This is a genomic window from Microcella sp., from assembly GCF_051860105.1.
Lineage (GTDB): Bacteria > Actinomycetota > Actinomycetes > Actinomycetales > Microbacteriaceae > Microcella.
Genome location: NZ_JBHYEO010000010.1, coordinates 63,525 through 79,333 on the forward strand (window position 1 = coordinate 63,525; position 15,809 = coordinate 79,333).

General features: G+C 68.6%; 16 protein-coding genes. 8 read left to right on the forward strand and 8 right to left on the reverse strand.

Going from position 1 to position 15,809, the window contains the following annotated elements:
* Positions 1 to 2: 2 nt before the first annotated feature.
* From ACTIE9_RS07570 to ACTIE9_RS07595, 6 genes are all read left to right on the forward strand, one after another.
* A complete protein-coding gene (locus tag ACTIE9_RS07570; protein ID WP_439564971.1) occupies positions 3 to 2,096 on the forward strand; it encodes a DUF6049 family protein in 2,094 nt (697 codons plus the stop codon).
* Entirely contained in the window at positions 2,093 to 3,727 is a 1,635-nt protein-coding gene (murJ, locus tag ACTIE9_RS07575) for a murein biosynthesis integral membrane protein MurJ (protein ID WP_439564972.1), read from the forward strand. Before ACTIE9_RS07570 ends, murJ begins: the two co-directional genes overlap by 4 nt.
* A gap of 103 nt (positions 3,728 to 3,830) precedes the next feature.
* Entirely contained in the window at positions 3,831 to 4,787 is a 957-nt protein-coding gene (gene trxB / locus ACTIE9_RS07580; RefSeq protein ID WP_439564973.1) for a thioredoxin-disulfide reductase, read from the forward strand.
* 27 nt (positions 4,788 to 4,814) lie between these two features.
* Entirely contained in the window at positions 4,815 to 5,138 is a 324-nt protein-coding gene (gene trxA / locus ACTIE9_RS07585; RefSeq protein ID WP_439564974.1) for a thioredoxin, read from the forward strand.
* Between the two features lie 146 nt (positions 5,139 to 5,284).
* Complete coding sequence (locus ACTIE9_RS07590; RefSeq protein ID WP_439564975.1) at positions 5,285 to 6,595, forward strand: PLP-dependent aminotransferase family protein; 1,311 nt, start codon at positions 5,285 to 5,287, stop codon at positions 6,593 to 6,595.
* Positions 6,596 to 6,597: 2 nt separating this feature from the next.
* The gene (locus ACTIE9_RS07595) at positions 6,598 to 7,587 is read left to right on the forward strand and encodes a D-alanine--D-alanine ligase family protein (RefSeq protein ID WP_439564976.1); all 990 of its coding nucleotides are present in this window, start codon (positions 6,598 to 6,600) and stop codon (positions 7,585 to 7,587) included.
* Between the two features lie 21 nt (positions 7,588 to 7,608).
* On the opposite strand, the gene ACTIE9_RS07600 is transcribed toward ACTIE9_RS07595, so the two are convergent.
* The 8 genes from ACTIE9_RS07600 to rpmH all read right to left on the reverse strand — a co-directional run bounded on the left by ACTIE9_RS07600 (position 7,609) and on the right by rpmH (position 12,524).
* A complete protein-coding gene (locus ACTIE9_RS07600) occupies positions 7,609 to 8,562 on the reverse strand; it encodes a ParB/RepB/Spo0J family partition protein (RefSeq protein ID WP_439564977.1) in 954 nt (317 codons plus the stop codon).
* Positions 8,562 to 9,455: a ParA family protein gene (locus tag ACTIE9_RS07605; protein WP_439564978.1), complete on the reverse strand. Its 894-nt coding sequence runs from the start codon at positions 9,453 to 9,455 to the stop codon at positions 8,562 to 8,564. The genes ACTIE9_RS07600 and ACTIE9_RS07605 overlap by 1 nt, the downstream gene beginning before the upstream one ends.
* 94 nt (positions 9,456 to 9,549) lie before the next feature.
* Positions 9,550 to 10,206 carry a 16S rRNA (guanine(527)-N(7))-methyltransferase RsmG gene (gene rsmG / locus ACTIE9_RS07610; protein WP_439564979.1) on the reverse strand — a complete coding sequence of 219 codons (657 nt, stop codon included), beginning with the start codon at positions 10,204 to 10,206 and terminating at the stop codon, positions 9,550 to 9,552.
* A 34-nt stretch (positions 10,207 to 10,240) separates the two neighbouring features.
* Positions 10,241 to 10,753, reverse strand: coding sequence for a protein jag (locus tag ACTIE9_RS07615; protein WP_439564980.1), 513 nt, complete (start codon positions 10,751 to 10,753; stop codon positions 10,241 to 10,243).
* A 3-nt stretch (positions 10,754 to 10,756) separates the two neighbouring features.
* Complete coding sequence (gene yidC / locus ACTIE9_RS07620; RefSeq protein ID WP_439564981.1) at positions 10,757 to 11,716, reverse strand: membrane protein insertase YidC; 960 nt, start codon at positions 11,714 to 11,716, stop codon at positions 10,757 to 10,759.
* A gap of 9 nt (positions 11,717 to 11,725) precedes the next feature.
* A complete protein-coding gene (gene yidD / locus ACTIE9_RS07625; RefSeq protein WP_439564982.1) occupies positions 11,726 to 12,028 on the reverse strand; it encodes a membrane protein insertion efficiency factor YidD in 303 nt (100 codons plus the stop codon).
* An 11-nt stretch (positions 12,029 to 12,039) separates the two neighbouring features.
* Positions 12,040 to 12,378 carry a ribonuclease P protein component gene (gene rnpA, locus ACTIE9_RS07630; RefSeq protein ID WP_439564983.1) on the reverse strand — a complete coding sequence of 113 codons (339 nt, stop codon included), beginning with the start codon at positions 12,376 to 12,378 and terminating at the stop codon, positions 12,040 to 12,042.
* An 8-nt stretch (positions 12,379 to 12,386) separates the two neighbouring features.
* Entirely contained in the window at positions 12,387 to 12,524 is a 138-nt protein-coding gene (gene rpmH, locus ACTIE9_RS07635) for a 50S ribosomal protein L34 (protein ID WP_199224450.1), read from the reverse strand.
* A gap of 306 nt (positions 12,525 to 12,830) precedes the next feature.
* Between rpmH and dnaA the strand changes: the two genes are divergently transcribed.
* Together dnaA and dnaN are read left to right on the forward strand one after the other, a co-directional pair.
* Positions 12,831 to 14,243 carry a chromosomal replication initiator protein DnaA gene (dnaA, locus tag ACTIE9_RS07640; protein ID WP_439564984.1) on the forward strand — a complete coding sequence of 471 codons (1,413 nt, stop codon included), beginning with the start codon at positions 12,831 to 12,833 and terminating at the stop codon, positions 14,241 to 14,243.
* A 422-nt stretch (positions 14,244 to 14,665) separates the two neighbouring features.
* Positions 14,666 to 15,808, forward strand: coding sequence for a DNA polymerase III subunit beta (dnaN, locus tag ACTIE9_RS07645; RefSeq protein ID WP_439564985.1), 1,143 nt, complete (start codon positions 14,666 to 14,668; stop codon positions 15,806 to 15,808).
* Position 15,809: the final 1 nt, after the last annotated feature.

Here is a 15,809-nt window from a genome sequence, read left to right on the forward strand (position 1 = left end):
CCATGTCGGCCGAGCGGGAACGAAGCGGTCGTCGCGCGCTCGGCCCGACCCTCCGCACGCTCGCCACCGCCCTGACCGCTCTCGCCCTCGGGGCCGGGCTCCTGCTCGATCCCCTCGCTGCGGCCGGGGTGGCGGATGCCGCCCGCTCGGTCACGACCGACGACACCGACGGGGTCGCCCTCGATGTCGTCGCGGCCCCCTCGGCGACCGGCGTCGTGCGCCCCGGCGAGCCCCTGAGCGTCCGGGTCACCGTCAGCAACCCGAGCCGACAGCCGACGGGCGAGATCGCTCTCACCCTCGCGATCGACGGTGCGCGCTCGGTCGACCCCGCCGAGCTCTCCGCCTGGTTCGAGGCCGGAACGGACGGCGGCGAGGACGGCTCCGAGGGTCGCGCGGTCGCCGCCGCCACGCTCTCGTCGCTCGACCCGGGTGCGAGCGCGGTGCTCGATCTCATCGTGCCCGTGAGCGACACCGTGCTGAGCGGCTCCTTCGGCCCGCGGCTCGCGAGCGTGCGTGCAGAGGCTGGCGAGACGGGCGGCGGCCTCACCGTCGTGACCGATCGCACCGCCGTCGTCTGGGTTCCCGACACGGCGGCTGTGCCCATCGCGAGCACGACCTTCGTCGCCGCGATCACCACCCCCGGCGAGACCGCCGCCGTCCTCTCCGCCGAGCAGCTCGAGCGGTACACCGGGGAGGCCGGAGCTCTCAGCCGCACGCTCGACGCCGTGGCGGGCCGGCCGGTGCTGCTCGCGATCGACCCGCGCATCATCGCCTCGATCCGCCTGCTGGGCGATCAGGCGCCTGCGTCAGCGGTCGCCTTCCTCGCGCGGCTGGAGGCCGCGCCCAACGACAGCGTGCTGCTGCCGTGGGCTGACGCTGATCCGGTGGCGACGATCTCAGCCGCGTCGATCCCGCTGCCGTTGCCGGAAGGCGCCGGCGTGCCGACCGCGGGCAGCACCGAGGGCGACGCGACGCCGAGCCCCAGCCCCACGCCCGAGCAGTCGATCACGCTCGACGAGCTCTCCGCCTGGCCGACCACGATCGCGGGCCTAGCCTGGGCGGAGTCCGGCGCGATCACCGCCGACAGCATCGCCGTGCTCGCCGAGCAGGGCACGTCGGTGCTCATCGCGCCGGGCTCATCGCTCGCTGACGACGATCCGGTGCAGCAGCTCTCCGATGTGCGCGTGCTGCGTGCGGATGACGCGCTCTCCGCGGCGGCGCGCGACGCCAGCCTCGCGGTCTCGCAGCAGCGCTTCGATCGGGCGATGGCCCGCGTCTCGGCACTGCTCGCCGCGAGCGCTGAGGGTCAGCCGGGCATCCCGGCCCTCATCGCGCTCGGACGCGATCGCCTGGCCGGCTCCGACCGCCTGCTCGACACGATCGCCCAGACGGTGGCCCTGCCCTGGTCGACGGGAACCTCCGCCTCCGAGGTGCTCGCCCGCCCCGCGGTCGACGGCGCGATCATCGAGCGAGCGCTCGACCCCGAGCGTGCCGACGAGATCCGCGCGGCACTGACGGCAGAAGCCGACGACCGGCTGTTCGCGACCATCGCGGTCACCCCCGAGGCCATCACCGATGTTCGTCGTCTCGAGCTGCTCGCCGCTCTCTCCCTGGGCTGGGGCGAGCGGTCCGTCGAGGCGCTGCAGCGGTTCGTGTCCTCCTCGGTAGCGCTCCGGTCGTCGGTGCAGGTGGTCGAGAGCAGTGCGATCACCCTGCTTGCCGACCGCGCGTCACTGCCGGTCACCGTACAGAACGATCTCAATGTCGCGGTGCGGGTGTTCGTGCGGGTCGAGCCCGACACCGCCCAGCTGCGCGTCGTTGACTCGCGCGTCGAGACACTCGTCGAGCCGCAGTCGCAGACGCGAGCGCTCGTGCCCGTCGAATCGCTGACCAACGGGCAGGTCGACATCACCGTGACAGTGCGAGATTCCGAGAGCCGCGTCATCGGCTCGCCGACCCGCGTGGCACTCAACCTGCAGGCCGGGTGGGAGACGGCCGGCACAATCGCCGTGGCCATCGCGCTCGTGCTCCTGCTCACCGTGGGCATCACCCGCGACATTCGCAAGCGCCGACGGCGCCGGGCGGAGGAGGCGTGACGACGACCGGCGACGGCAGTATCCGCCGCGCGAGCCTCATGCTCGCCTCGGGCACCATCGTGTCGCGCGTGCTCGGGTTCGTCAGCGCTGTCATGCTCACCACGACTATCGGCGCAACCGGCTCTGGGGCCAACACCTTCGCGCTCGCCAACCAGTTGCCCAACAACATCTACGCGATCGTCGCCGGCGGTGTGCTGAGCGCCGTTCTGGTGCCGCAGATCGTGCGCGCAAGCGTCGACGACGACGGCGGACAGCGCTTCATCAATCGACTCGTGACGATCGGAATCACGGTGTTCCTCGTCGCGGGAGTGCTCGCGACCCTCGCGGCACCCCTGCTCGTCAGCGTGTACACGGTCTCGGCCGACGGTTCGGGCGAAGGCGGGTTCACGCCCGATGAGATCTCTCTCGCCGTCATGTTCGCTTACTGGTGCCTGCCGCAAGTTCTCTTCTACGCCCTGTACACGCTCTTCGGCGAGGTGCTCAACGCACGTCGCGTCTTCGGGCCGTTTACCTGGGCGCCCGCCATCAACAACGTCGTGGCCATCGCGGGCATGATCGCCTTCGGGCTGCTCTTCGATGCCGACGTGAGAGACGCGACAGCCTGGACCCCCGCCATGGTCGCGGTGCTGGGCGGCACGGCCACCCTCGGCGTAGCCGCACAGGCGTTTGTGCTCGTGCTGTTCTGGCGCCGCGCCGGACTGCGCTACCGCCCCGATTTCCGTTGGCGCGGAGCGGGCCTGGGCGCCACGGGCCGAGCCTCCGGCTGGGTGTTCGCGATGATCATCGTGATGCAGGCGGGCGGCATCGTGCAGACGCGCGTCGCGTCGATCGCGGCGACAGATGATGACGCCTCGCTGATGGTGATGCGCACCGCCTGGTTGCTCTTCATGCTGCCGCACTCGGTAGTGGTCGTCTCGCTCGTCACCGCTTACCTCACGCGTATGAGCACCCACGCGCGCGATGGCGACCGCGAGTCGGTGCGCGTCGACACGAACGAAGCTATCCGGATCACGAGCCTCTTCATGACCCTCGCGACGGTCGGTCTCATCGCCGTCGCCGTGCCGTTCGGTCGCGTGTTCGACGCGACGGCGATCGACCAGATCGCGATCGTGCTCATCGCCTTCGTCGTGGGCCTCGTGCCGTTCAGCGTGTACTTCGTCATGCAACGGGTGTTCTACGCGATCGATGACACGCGCACGGCCTTCTGGCTGCAGGCGGCCCACACTCTGTTCTTCATCATCGGCGCCCTGTTCTGCAGCCTGCTGCCCGTCGCCTGGATCGTGCCGGGCATCGGTCTCGTAACCTCCGCGGCCGCGTTCTTCCAAATGATCATCGGCGGGGTCGCGCTGCGTCGACGCGTTGGCTCACTGGATGCGGCCCTCATCGCCCGACGCACCACCCAGTTCCTCGTCGCCGGGGCGGCCGCCCTGCTCGTCGGTCTGCTCATCGGGTGGTCACTCGGCACCGTCGGCGAGACCGGATTCGCCCGCGACACAGTCGGCGGCGCAGCCGCCAGCATCGCGATCATCGGGCTGCCGATGATCGCGGTCTACGCGGGGGCGCTGCTCGCCATGCGGGTGCCCGAGGCGACCGCAGCGCTCGCGCTCGCGCGCGGCCGTCTCGGCCGATGAACGGCCCGTGAACTCCCCCGGGGACGGAATAGCCGCGGCCTATGCTGGGTTACTGATCGTGTCGGGGGTTGCACGCCCGGCAGACCACATCGTGAGGAATCCCATGCGCCACGTCATCATCATCGGCTCCGGCCCCGCGGGCTACACGGCCGCGATCTACGCCGCCCGCGCCAACCTCTCCCCCCTCGTCATCGCGAGCTCGGTCGAGTTCGGCGGCGAGCTCATGAAGACGACCGAGGTTGAGAACTTTCCCGGTTTCCCCGAGGGCATCATGGGCCCCGAGCTCATGACCCGCATGCAGCAGCAGGCAGAGCGCTTCGGTGCTGAGATCGTCTACGACGATGTCGTGTCGCTCGAGCTCGAGGGCCCGGTCAAGGCCGTGACGCTCGGCAACGGTGATCGCCACGAAGCTCACGCCATCATCTACGCGACGGGCTCGGCCTACCGCAAGCTCGGGCTGCCCGACGAGGAGCGCCTGAGCGGCTACGGCGTCTCGTGGTGCGCGACGTGCGACGGCGCGTTCTTCCGCCAGAAGACGGTCGCGGTGATCGGCGGCGGCGACTCGGCGATGGAGGAGGCCACGTTCCTCACTCGATTCGTCGACAAGGTGTATCTCATCCACCGCAGCGAGAGCTTCCGAGCCTCGGCGGCCATGCTCGATCGCGCGAAGGCCGACGAGAAGATCGAGTTCGTCATGAACACGCGCGTCGAGCAGATCTTCGGCGCCGACCTCGTGACGGGCATCGGCCTCGTCGACACCGTCACGGGCGAGCAGAGCACTCTCGACGTGCAGGGCGTGTTCGTCGCGATCGGCGCCGACCCGCGAACCCACCTCGTGCACGGCGTGCTCGAGCTCACCGAGCAGGGCACCATCGCCGTGGATGGCCGCTCGTCGCGCACGAGCGTCGAGGGCGTCTTCGCGGCGGGTGACGTGGTCGACCCGACCTACAAGCAGGCGATCACCGCGGCGGGCAGCGGCACGGTCGCCGCGCTCGACGCCCAGCACTACCTCGAGACCGTTCACGACGCGAGCCGCGCCGCGGCCGCTGCGTCGGCCTGATCCGACCACCTGAATCAAGGAGAACCCATGAGCACGCGCGCTGTGACCGACGCCACTTTCGAGGCCGAGGTGCTGAAGAACGAGAAGACGATCATGGTCGACTTCTGGGCGGAGTGGTGCGGCCCGTGCCGTGCCGTCTCGCCGATCCTCGACGCGATCGCGGCCGAGCACCCCGACAAGCTCGAGATCGTCAAGCTCGACGTCGACGCCAACCCCGAGACGGCCATGAAGTACCAGATCACCTCGATCCCCGCGATGAAGGTCTTCCGCGGCGGCGAGGTCGTGAAGACGGTCATCGGCGCGAAGCCGAAGCCCGCTCTCGAAGCCGACCTGGCCGAGTTCCTGGCCTGAGCAGGCTCTGCTGAGAAGCCCGTCCCCCGATGCGGGGGCGGGCTTCTGGGCGTTCGGCCCGTATTCTTGATCGCACGTGCTCTGGGGGATCGGCCGCCGCGTCGCTCCGCACCGGCGGCACGTCAACCAGCGAACAAGGGCACAGCATGACGATCTCCCGCGAGGGTACGAACCTCGACCCCTGGTACGGGCACTACGCGGCCCGCACTTCGGGCCTCAGCGCCTCTGAAGTGCGCGCGCTGTTCGCGGTCGCCTCACGCCCCGAGGTCGTCTCGCTCGCCGGGGGCATGCCCTACGTCTCCGCCCTGCCGCTCGAGACCATCACCTCGTCGATGGACCGCGTTATGCGCGATCGGGGGGCCTCGGCGCTGCAGTACGGCTCGGGGCAGGGCACGCCCGAGCTGCGGGAGCACATCCTCGAGATCATGGCGCTGGAGGGTATCCGCGCGGGCGTCGACGATGTCGTCGTCACGACGGGCTCGCAGCAGGCCCTCGACCTCGTCGCCAAGCTGTTCCTCGATCCCGGCGACGTGGTGCTCGCCGAGTCGCCCTCCTACGTCGGCGCCATGGGAATCTTCCGGTCGTACCAGGCCGAGGTGGCGCACATCGCGATGGATGCCGACGGCATGATCCCCGCGGCGCTCACCGAGCGCATCCGATCGCTCCGAGCGGCCGGCAAGCAGCTCAAGCTGCTCTATCTGATCCCGAACTTCCACAACCCTGCAGGGGTGACGCTCTCGAGCGAGCGCCGGCTCGAGATCATCGATATCGCCCGCTCGGAGGGCATCCTGATCCTCGAAGACAACCCTTATGGGTTGCTCTGGTTCGATCGTCCGGCTCCCGCGGCCATGCGCAGCGTCGAGACCGACGGCATCGTGTACCTCGGCTCGTTCTCGAAGACCCTCGCCCCCGGCTTCCGCGTGGGGTGGGCGCTCGCCCCGCACGCGATCCGCGAGAAGCTCGTGCTCGCGGCCGAGGCGGCCATCCTCAGCCCCAGCTCGCTCAACCAGATGGTCATCAGCGACTACCTCGACCGCGCCGATTGGCGCGGGCAGATCGATGTCTTCCGCTCGCTCTACCGCGATCGCCGCGACGCGATGATCGACGCCCTCGAGCAGTACCTGCCCGACCTGAGCTGGACGATCCCGAACGGCGGCTTCTACGTCTGGGTGAACCTCACCGAGGGGCTCGACGCGAAGGCCATGCTGCCGCGCGCAGTGAAAGAGCTCGTCGCCTACACCCCCGGCACCGCCTTCTTCGCCGACGGCTCGGGCCGCGCCAACCTGCGCCTCGCCTTCTGCTACCCGCCGCCCGCCGAGATCCGCGAGGGCATCCGACGCCTCGCGACGGTCGTGCGCGGCGAGCAGGAGCTGCTCGAGACCTTCGCCACCACCGGGCCCATCCCGGCGGTCGCCTACGACCCCCACGTGGCGAGCCCGCCGCCGAACCTCTCATGAGCATGGATGCCGCTCCGATGACCGGCGTCACCGGGGCATCTCCGGCCCGCCGGGTCGTGGTGCTCGCCGGGGGCATCTCGCACGAGCGCGATATCTCGCTCAAGTCGGGGCGCCGCGTGGCCGACGGTCTCGCCGCGCACGGCCTCGAGGTGACGCTTCTCGACCCCGACGCCGCTCTGCTTCCCGCGCTGCTCGCCGACCGCCCCGATGTCGTCTGGCCGACGCTGCACGGTGCGAGCGGGGAGGACGGCGCGTTGCGAGCGCTCCTGGAGTTCTTGGGGCTGCCCTACGTCGGGTCTCCGGCGAGCTCGACGCGCCTCGCGTGGGACAAGCCGCGCGCGAAGACCATCGTCGAACGCGCGGGCGTGCCCACACCGCACTCGATCGCCCTCACGCGCGACGCGTTCCGCGAGCTCGGCGCCGAGAGCGTGCTGGCCGTCGTGCGCGGCGAGCTACCGCCGCCCGTCGCGGTCAAGCCTGCACAGGGCGGCTCCGCTCAGGGCGTCAGCCTCGTCGAGACCGACGACGAGCTGCGCCGCGCGATGGTGCTCGCCTACACCTACTGCGATGTCGCCCTCATCGAGCAGCGCATCACGGGCGTCGAGGTGGCGATCGGCATCATCGACACGGGCGATGGCCCGGTCGCTCTGCCCGCCGTCGAGATCGAGCCGCTCTCGGGCGTCTACGGCTTCGAGGCGCGCTACAACGCGGGGGAGACGCGGTTCTACGCCCCCGCGCGCATCGATGACGCCACAGCGGCTCGCGCCACCGAGGTCGCCCTCGCCGCGCATCGCGCACTCGGCCTGCGGCACATCAGCCGCATCGATCTCATCATCGACGGCGCCGGCACCCCGTGGTTCCTCGAGGCGAGCGTCATGCCGGGGCTCACCGAGACCTCGACATTCGCCCTCGCACTCGAAGCCGCGGGCCACGACGTGGGCTGGGTCTACGCCGAGCTGGCGCAGGCGGCCGTGCGCGACTCCCAGCGCTAGCGGCCGCGACGACGCACCGGCTCAGCGGAAGCCGTCGTCGCCGAGCTCGCCGAGAATGCGGTTGAGGTCGGCCACCGTCGCGAAGTCGATGACGAGCGAGCCCTTCTTCTGGCCCAGCGAGATCGAGACCCGCGTGTTCAGACGGTCGCCGAGACGCTCCGCGATCTCATTGAGCTGGCCCTGCTTCGAGCCGGCCGCCGGCTTCTTCGCAGCCGTCGACCCCGGCGCAGAACCGCTCAGGAGAGCGGCGGCGGCCTCAGCCTGCCGCACCGACAGCTCTTCGTTCACGATCTTGTCCGACAGCTTGAGCATGGCCGCCGGGCTGCCCGCGGCGAGGATGGCCCGCGCGTGGCCGGGAGTCAGCACGCCCGCAGCGACGCGCGCCTGCACCGGCTGCGGCAGCTTGAGCAGGCGCAGGGTGTTCGTGATCTGGGGGCGCGACCGTCCGAGCCGCTCGGCGAGCACCTCCTGCGTGATGCCGAAGTCTTCCAGCAGCTGCTGGTAGGCGCTCGCCTCCTCCAGCGCGTTGAGCTGCGCCCGGTGGAGGTTCTCGAGCAGAGCATCCCGCAGCATGTTGTCATCGCTCGTGTTGCGCACGATCGCGGGGATCGCCTCGAGACCCGCGATCGTGGATGCCCGCAACCGCCGCTCGCCCATGATGAGCTCATAGGCGGGCTCACCCGGCTGAGCTCCGGCGCGCTCGCGCACGACGATGGGCTGCAGCACCCCGAACTCGCGGACGGAGTGAACGAGCTCGGCGAGCTCCTCCTCGCGGAACTCGGTGCGGGGCTGCTGCGGGTTCGGCACGATGTCGCTCGGCGCGATCGCGGCGAGACGAGCTCCGGGAACTGCGGCGAGCTGCTCGCCCTCGGTCGGGGCCGGAGAGGGGAAGAAGACGTCGACGGGGCGTTCGCCATCGCCCGTAGGGATGAGGGCGCCGATACCGCGGCCCAGTCCGGTGCGCTTCTGCGCCATCAGGCGGCCTCTCCTCGGCGGGCGATCTCGGCGGCGGCCTCGAGGTACGAGAGCGAGCCCGGGGAGCCCTCGTCGTAGCTGATCACGCTCTGGCCGTAGCTCGGCGCTTCGCTGATGCGCACCGAGCGGGGGATGAGGGTGTCGAGCACCTGGTCGGGGAAGTGCTCGCGAACGTCTTGCACGACCTGGTTGGCGAGATTGGTGCGCGAGTCGTACATGGTCAGCAGAATCGTCGAGACGCGCAGCTGCGGGTTCAGGTGGCGTTCGATGAGCTGGATGCTGTTGAGCAGCTGGCTGAGACCCTCGAGCGCGTAGTACTCGCACTGGATGGGGATGAGCACCTCGCGCGCCGCGACGAAGGCATTGATGGTGAGCAGGCCGAGCGACGGCGGGCAGTCGATGAAGACGTAGTGGAAGGGCTCGTCGCTCGCGGCGAGGAAGGCGTCGAGCGCCGTGCGCAACCGCTGCTCGCGCGCCACGAGCGACACCAGCTCGATCTCGGCGCCCGCCAGATGGATCGTCGCGGGCACGCAGTAGAGGTGCTCGAACTCGGGGCTCTTCTGCACGACGTCGGCGAGGGGGGAGTCGCCCACGACGACGTCGTAGACGCTCGGGGTCTCCGCGCGGTGCTCGACCCCGAGCGCGGTCGAGGCGTTGCCCTGAGGGTCGAGATCGATGACGAGCACTCGCGCACCCGAGCGTGCGAGCGCCGCCGCGAGGTTGACGGTCGTCGTCGTCTTGCCGACGCCGCCCTTCTGGTTCGACACGGTGACGACCCGAGTCGCCGCCGGCAACGGCAGGCGGGTGGCCTCGAGAGCGATGCGGCGCCGAGTGATCTCGGCGACCTCCCGCGCCAGCGGCGTGGTCTCGTCGTACGGTCCCTCGGTCGTCACTGATGAGCCTCCCGCTCGAATGTTTCACGTGAAACGGGCGCCGTCCGACAGCGCCCCTGGGCGATCCCCGCCGCGGTGATGAACCGCGCAGGCGTCAGGATGCCCCGCCTACTGTAGCCCGAAACAGACGGGTCACTTCGGGCACGAGCCCCGCACCCAGCTCGAGCACCTCGACGTCGCGGACGCGGTATCGGCGCAGCACGCCCGCGGCCGCGGTGATCTCCTCCGCGATCCGCGCACCCTTGAGGAAGATCAGCTCGCCGCCGTCGCGTACGAGGGGAGCCGTGATGGGCACGAGCGTGCGCAGTGCGCTCACGGCGCGCGCGGTCACCTGGTCGAACGGCCCGGTCGCTTCTTCCGCCCGAGCGCGCAGCACCGTCACGTTGTTCAGGCCGAGGCGCTCGGTCTCGTCGCGCAACCAGTCGGTACGGCGCTCCATCGGCTCGATGAGCGTGAGGTGCACATCGGGGCGCGCGATCGCGAGCACGAGGCCGGGAAGGCCGGCGCCGCTGCCCACGTCGGCCACCCGGGCACCGGGGTGCAGGTAGGGCGCCACGACGCCCGAGTTGATGATGTGCCGTGACCACAGCCGGGCCGCCTCGAGCGGCCCGATAAGCCCGAGCTGCTCGCCATACTGCGCGAGGTCGGACGTGAAGCGCCGGGCGAGATCCAGCCGATCGCCGAAGACAGCGGCGGCAGCCGCCGGCTCGGCCTCGACGACCGGGGGAGTCGCGGGGACCGCCCGCGTCACGGGCGATGTTTCACGTGAAACGGTGCGATCGTCCTCAGCCACGACGGATGACGGTGTGGCGCTCGGCGCCCTCGCCCTCCGACTCGGAGGTGAAGCCGCGCTCGCCCACGAGGTCGTGCACGAGCTTCCGCTCGTAGCTCGACATCGGCGGGAGGGCTGCCGACGATGCGCCGGCCTCGATGCGCTCGACCGCCCGGTCTACGAGGCGCTGGAGCTCGTCGGCACGCGCATCCCGCGAACCGGCGATGTCGAGGATGAGGCGTGAGAACTCGCCCGTTCGCGCATGCACCGCGAGACGGGTGAGCTCCTGTAGCGCCGAGACGGTGTCCGGCTTCGAGAGCGTGCGGAGGGCATCCGGCTCATCGGCCTCGATGGAGAGGTAGACCCGACCGGCGCGCGTCGCGATCTCGATGTCGCCATCGAGATCGGCGAGGTCGAGGAGCTCCTCGAGGTAGTCGGCCGCGATATCGCCCTCATCAGGCTGGGCGGACGCGGCGTCCGTGGCAGCGGCCGCTTCGTCGAGCAGGGGTTCGGTGATGTCGGTCATGGTCTATCGACCACCCTTCTTCTTCGCCCGGTTCTTGCTCACGGGCTGCGGGCGCTGGGTCTTCTTGGGTTCCTCGACAGCGGTCGTGCCCTCCGCCTCGTCCAGCGGCTCGACGATGCCGCGGCGCTGGCGCTTCTTGGCCAGGCGGGCCTCGCGCGCGAGGGCGGCATCACTGCCCGGAGTCGGCATGTTCCGGATGACGATGAACTGCTGAACCATCGTCCAGATGTTGGAGACGAACCAGTAGAACATCACGCCGAGAGGGAACGCGACGCCCGAGAAGAGGAACACGACGGGAAGGATGTAGAGAAGGATGCGCTGCTGCCGGTACATCGGCGACGCCTTCATCTCGGGGCTCTGGTTCTTCGACATGATCTGCAGCTGCGTGATGAACTGCGACGCCGTCATGAGAACGATGAGCACCGCGGCGATCACGATGACCCAGACGTTGCCGTCGTTGTTGACCATCGTCGAGCCCAGGGGGGCGATGCCGAAGAGGGTCGCGCGGCCGAACTCGCGAGACAGCTGCTCGTTGAGCAGACCGACTCCGGTGAATCCGTTGAACGAGCTGTTGAGCACGGAGAAGAGGCCGAAGAAGATCGGCATCTGCAGCAGGATCGGCAAGCACGACGACAACGGGTTGGTGCCGTGCTTCTTGTACAGCGCCATGGTGTCGCGCGACATGGCTTCGCGCGAGAACTGGTCGCGCTTGCCCTTGTACTTGTCCTGGATCTTCTTGAGCTCGGGAGAGATCTCGAGCATCTTGCGCTGGTTCTTGATCTGCCGCACGAAGATGGGGATCAGGGCCGCACGCACCACGACGACGAGACCGGCGATCGACAGCACCCAGGTGAGACCGGCCTCGCTCTCGAGGCCCATCGCGGTGAAGAGGGTGTGGAACCCCACGAGGATCGCCTCGATGGCCCACTTGATGGGCCAGAGGATGATGGCGAAGATGTCCATGGTGGCGGGTTATGCCTTTCTCTCGAGCACGATCAGGCCCCAGCGGGTTCGGCGGTAGGGGGAGTTCTCAGCGACGGGCCAGTCATCGATCCCGCCCTCGGCCCACGGGTGGCACCGGGCCAGACGGCGCGACGCCAGCCAGCCGCCCTTGATGACACCATGCTCCTGCACCGAGCCGAGGGCGTAGGCGGAGCAGCTGGGGTAGTAGCGGCACACGTCGCCGTAGAGCGGGGAGATCACCGCGCGGTATCCGCGCAGAACGAGCACCACGACATTGCGGGGGATGAGCCCGATGACGCGGACTGCGCGCACGAGCGACTCGTTCATGATGCCGCCACCGCCCGTCGCAATCCGTCGCCGATCTCCGCCCGCAGGGTATCCCACGAGACCATGTCCGCACCCGGGAGCGGGCGGATGACGATCAGGTCGGTCTCGGGGACCGACCCCAGCGCGCCCGCGCAGATCGCGTGGATGCGGCGGCGGAGGCGATTGCGGACGACAGCGCCGCCGACCTGCTTCGAGACGACGACACCGAACCGCGGACCGCCCTCCTCGACGCTCAGGCGGTAGAGCACGGCGTGCGGCGTCTGTGTGCGACGACCTCGACGCACTGCCTTCCGGAAGTCATCGCCCCGGACCACCCGGTGTGCTCGCGGGAGCACCGCAGTGCTTAGGCGGAGAGTTCGGTGCGGCCCTTGCGGCGGCGCGCAGCGAGGATGGCGCGGCCGGCGCGGGTGCGCATGCGCAGACGGAAGCCGTGAACCTTCGCGCGACGGCGGTTGTTCGGCTGGAAGGTGCGCTTGGTCATGGTTCTCTCCTCGGCCCCCGAGGGGCCAGCGACGACGGAACAGGGATGTCCGATCGCTGCGATTCAGGTCCGGACAGAAGTCAACCGGTTAACAATAGGTCCCGGCCCCTCCCCGGTCAAACCACACGGGTGCGGATCGGCATTATCCACACCGTGTGCACAGAGCGTTGGTAACGACGCGCCGGGCCGGATTACAGTAGGCGTCAGTCTTCTCGCCGTGCCGCCCGGTGCGCTGCGGCGACTTATCCACAGCGCTGTTCACCACAGCGATGCGTAATCAGCACCCACGAGTCGAGGAGCGCCACGATGCCGGACGAGACCGATTCCCCGCACGACCTCTGGGAGTCGGTGAAGGCGGCGCTCACTGCTGACGACCGCATCACCCCGCAGCTGCACGGCTTCATCAATCTCGTCGAGCCGCGCGGCGTCATGGCAGGCACCCTCTACCTCGAGGTGCCCAACGAGCTGACCCGCGGCATGCTCGAGCAGCGCATCCGGTTGCCCCTGCTCAGCGCGCTCACGACCGCAGCGGGCGAATCCGTCTCCAGCTTCGCGATCGTCGTGAACCCCGAGATCCAGAACGAGAGCCTCGACGCCGGCACCGAGCCGATGGAGCAGAACCCCTCGTACATCGAGCAGTCGGTGGCACCCGCACCGACCGAGGCCTCGGGCCGACGCGGCGACAGCCGGCTGAACGGCAAGTACAGCTTCGACAACTTCGTCATCGGCGGCTCCAACCGATTCGCCCACGCGGCGGCCGTCGCCGTTGCCGAAGCACCCGCGAAGGCGTACAACCCCTTGTTCGTGTACGGCGAATCGGGCCTCGGCAAGACCCACCTGCTGCATGCCATCGGCCACTACGCCGAGAGCCTGTACCCGGGAATCCGCGTGCGGTACGTGTCGAGCGAGGAGTTCACGAACGACTTCATCAACTCGATCGCCAACAACCGCGCGAGCCTCTTCCAGTCGCGCTACCGCGAGATCGACATCCTGCTCATCGACGACATCCAGTTCCTGCAGGGGAAGGACTCGACGCAAGAGGCCTTCTTCCACACGTTCAACACACTGCACGATCACAACAAGCAGGTCGTCATCACGAGCGACCTGCCGCCGAAGCACTTGACCGGGTTCGAGGACCGCATGCGGAGCCGGTTCGAGTGGGGCCTCATCACCGATGTGCAAGCACCTGACCTCGAAACCCGCATCGCGATCCTGCGCAAGAAGGCGCAGAACGACAAGCTGCAGGTACGGGATGACGTGCTCGAGTACATCGCGTCGAAGGTGTCGAGCAACATCCGCGAGCTCGAGGGAACACTCATCCGTGTCACGGCGTTCGCGAACCTCAACCGCACGCCGGTCGACATGCAGCTCGTGCAGACCGTGCTGAAAGACCTCATCACCCTCGATGACGACAACGTCATCGCGCCGGTCGACATCATCAATCACACCGCGGCCTACTTCAAGCTCACCGTCGACGACCTGTACGGCTCGTCGCGATCGCAAGCCGTCGCGACCGCGCGGCAGATCGCGATGTACCTCTGCCGTGAGCTAACGAACCTCTCCCTCCCGAAGATCGGGCAGCTGTTCGGCAACCGCGATCACACGACGGTGATGTACGCGAACAAGAAGATCAGCGACCTCATGAAGGAGCGCCGGTCGATCTACAACCAGGTCACCGAGCTCACGAGCCGCATCAAGCAGAACCACCGATACGGCTGATCGCCGGCCCGCGGCAGCGGGCTCGATCTCCGCGTCACCACAGCGAACGTCCAGTTTCACTGCACGTTTCGCACACTGGGGACAGCCTGTGGATAACTCTGCCTCAGGATGGGGACGAGCTGTTGAGGATCGAGCCGATGGTGTGAAAGCTCCCCGCCGCTGAGAGGGGTTCTCCCCGGGCAGCACCACCGCGCCTCCCGGTCTGTGCACATCTTGCACGCGTGTAGTTCAGCAGGATCCCGGGGGAGAACCGGGGTTATCCACACTGTGAACAACGGTTAATGATGGTGTTCCTTTTCTTCTTCAGATGAATGATGAGGGATAACTTCTGGAGAGTCGAAGCCCGGCAACCGCCCGCACACGCGCTGTGCCAGTATGGAAGGCCCCGGGTGCCGGGGCAGGGTCGACCGAGAGGGAGCCGCGTGAAGTTCCAGGTCAATCGCGACGTGTTCAGCGAAGCGGTGTCGTTCGCCGTCAAGCTGCTCCCGCAGCGCACCACCCTGCCGATCCTGAGCGGTGTGCTACTGCGCGCCGAGGGCTCGACCGTCACGCTCTCGTCGTTCGACTACGAGGTCTCGGCACAGACATCCATCACCGCCGACGTCACGGAAGACGGCACGGTGCTCGTCTCCGGCCGACTCCTCGCCGAGATCGCCTCTCGACTGCCGAATGCGCCCGTCGAGTTCACGACGGACGAGGGCAAGATCGCCGTGCGCTGCGGCTCTGCCCGCTTCACCCTCTCGAGCATGCCCGTCGAGGAGTACCCGAGCCTTCCCGTCGTCGACGGAGCGAGCGGGGTGCTGCCGGGCGATGCATTCTCCGACGCCGTCGGCCAGGTCGCCGTCGCCGCCTCGCGGGATGACGTGACCCCGGTCATCACCGGTGTGCAGCTCGAGATCGCCGACAACCGCCTCTCGCTCGTCGCCACCGATCGGTATCGCGTCGCCGTCCGCGAGATCGATTGGGAGTCGTCCGCCGTGGCCGAGGGGGTCACCGCGCTCGTGCCGTCGCGCACTCTCAGCGAGATCGGCAAGATCTTCGCCCACGCGGCGACCGTCACCGTCACGATCGTGAGCGGAGGCGACCGCGAGCTCATCGCGTTCTCCGCCGATCAGAAGACGGTCACCTCGCTGCTGATCAAGGGCAACTTCCCGCCCGTCAAGCGTCTGTTCCCCGACACCGTCGAGAACTACGCCGTCATGAACACGGCCGAGCTCATCGAATCGACTCGACGGGTGCAGCTCGTGCTGGAGCGCGACGCCGCACTGCGCTACAGCTTCTCCGACGACGGTCTCACGCTCGAGGCCATCGGCTCCGAGAACGCCCAGGCCTCCGAGACGATCGACGCCCACCTCACCGGGGGCGACACCACGGTGTCGCTCAAGCCCCAGTTCCTCATCGACGGCTTGTCGGCGGTACACAGCGAGTTCGTGCGCATCTCGTTCACGAAGACCGACAACCCCAACAAACCGGGCCCGGTTCTCATCACGAGCCAGTCGTCGAAGGACCAGCCCGGCACCGACAACTACCGCTACCTGCTGCAGCCCAATCTGCTGCTGCGCTGAC

Coding starts and splice junctions, on each gene's coding strand:
- ACTIE9_RS07595 (WP_439564976.1), top strand. CDS start 6,598: ATGGATGCCGCTCCGATGACCGGCGTCACCGGGGCATCTCCGGCCCGC.
- trxB (WP_439564973.1), top strand. CDS start 3,831: ATGCGCCACGTCATCATCATCGGCTCCGGCCCCGCGGGCTACACGGCC.
- trxA (WP_439564974.1), top strand. CDS start 4,815: ATGAGCACGCGCGCTGTGACCGACGCCACTTTCGAGGCCGAGGTGCTG.
- yidC (WP_439564981.1), bottom strand. CDS start 11,716: ATGGACATCTTCGCCATCATCCTCTGGCCCATCAAGTGGGCCATCGAG.
- dnaA (WP_439564984.1), top strand. CDS start 12,831: ATGCCGGACGAGACCGATTCCCCGCACGACCTCTGGGAGTCGGTGAAG.
- ACTIE9_RS07600 (WP_439564977.1), bottom strand. CDS start 8,562: ATGGCGCAGAAGCGCACCGGACTGGGCCGCGGTATCGGCGCCCTCATC.
- ACTIE9_RS07590 (WP_439564975.1), top strand. CDS start 5,285: ATGACGATCTCCCGCGAGGGTACGAACCTCGACCCCTGGTACGGGCAC.
- ACTIE9_RS07570 (WP_439564971.1), top strand. CDS start 3: ATGTCGGCCGAGCGGGAACGAAGCGGTCGTCGCGCGCTCGGCCCGACC.
- ACTIE9_RS07615 (WP_439564980.1), bottom strand. CDS start 10,753: ATGACCGACATCACCGAACCCCTGCTCGACGAAGCGGCCGCTGCCACG.
- rpmH (WP_199224450.1), bottom strand. CDS start 12,524: ATGACCAAGCGCACCTTCCAGCCGAACAACCGCCGTCGCGCGAAGGTT.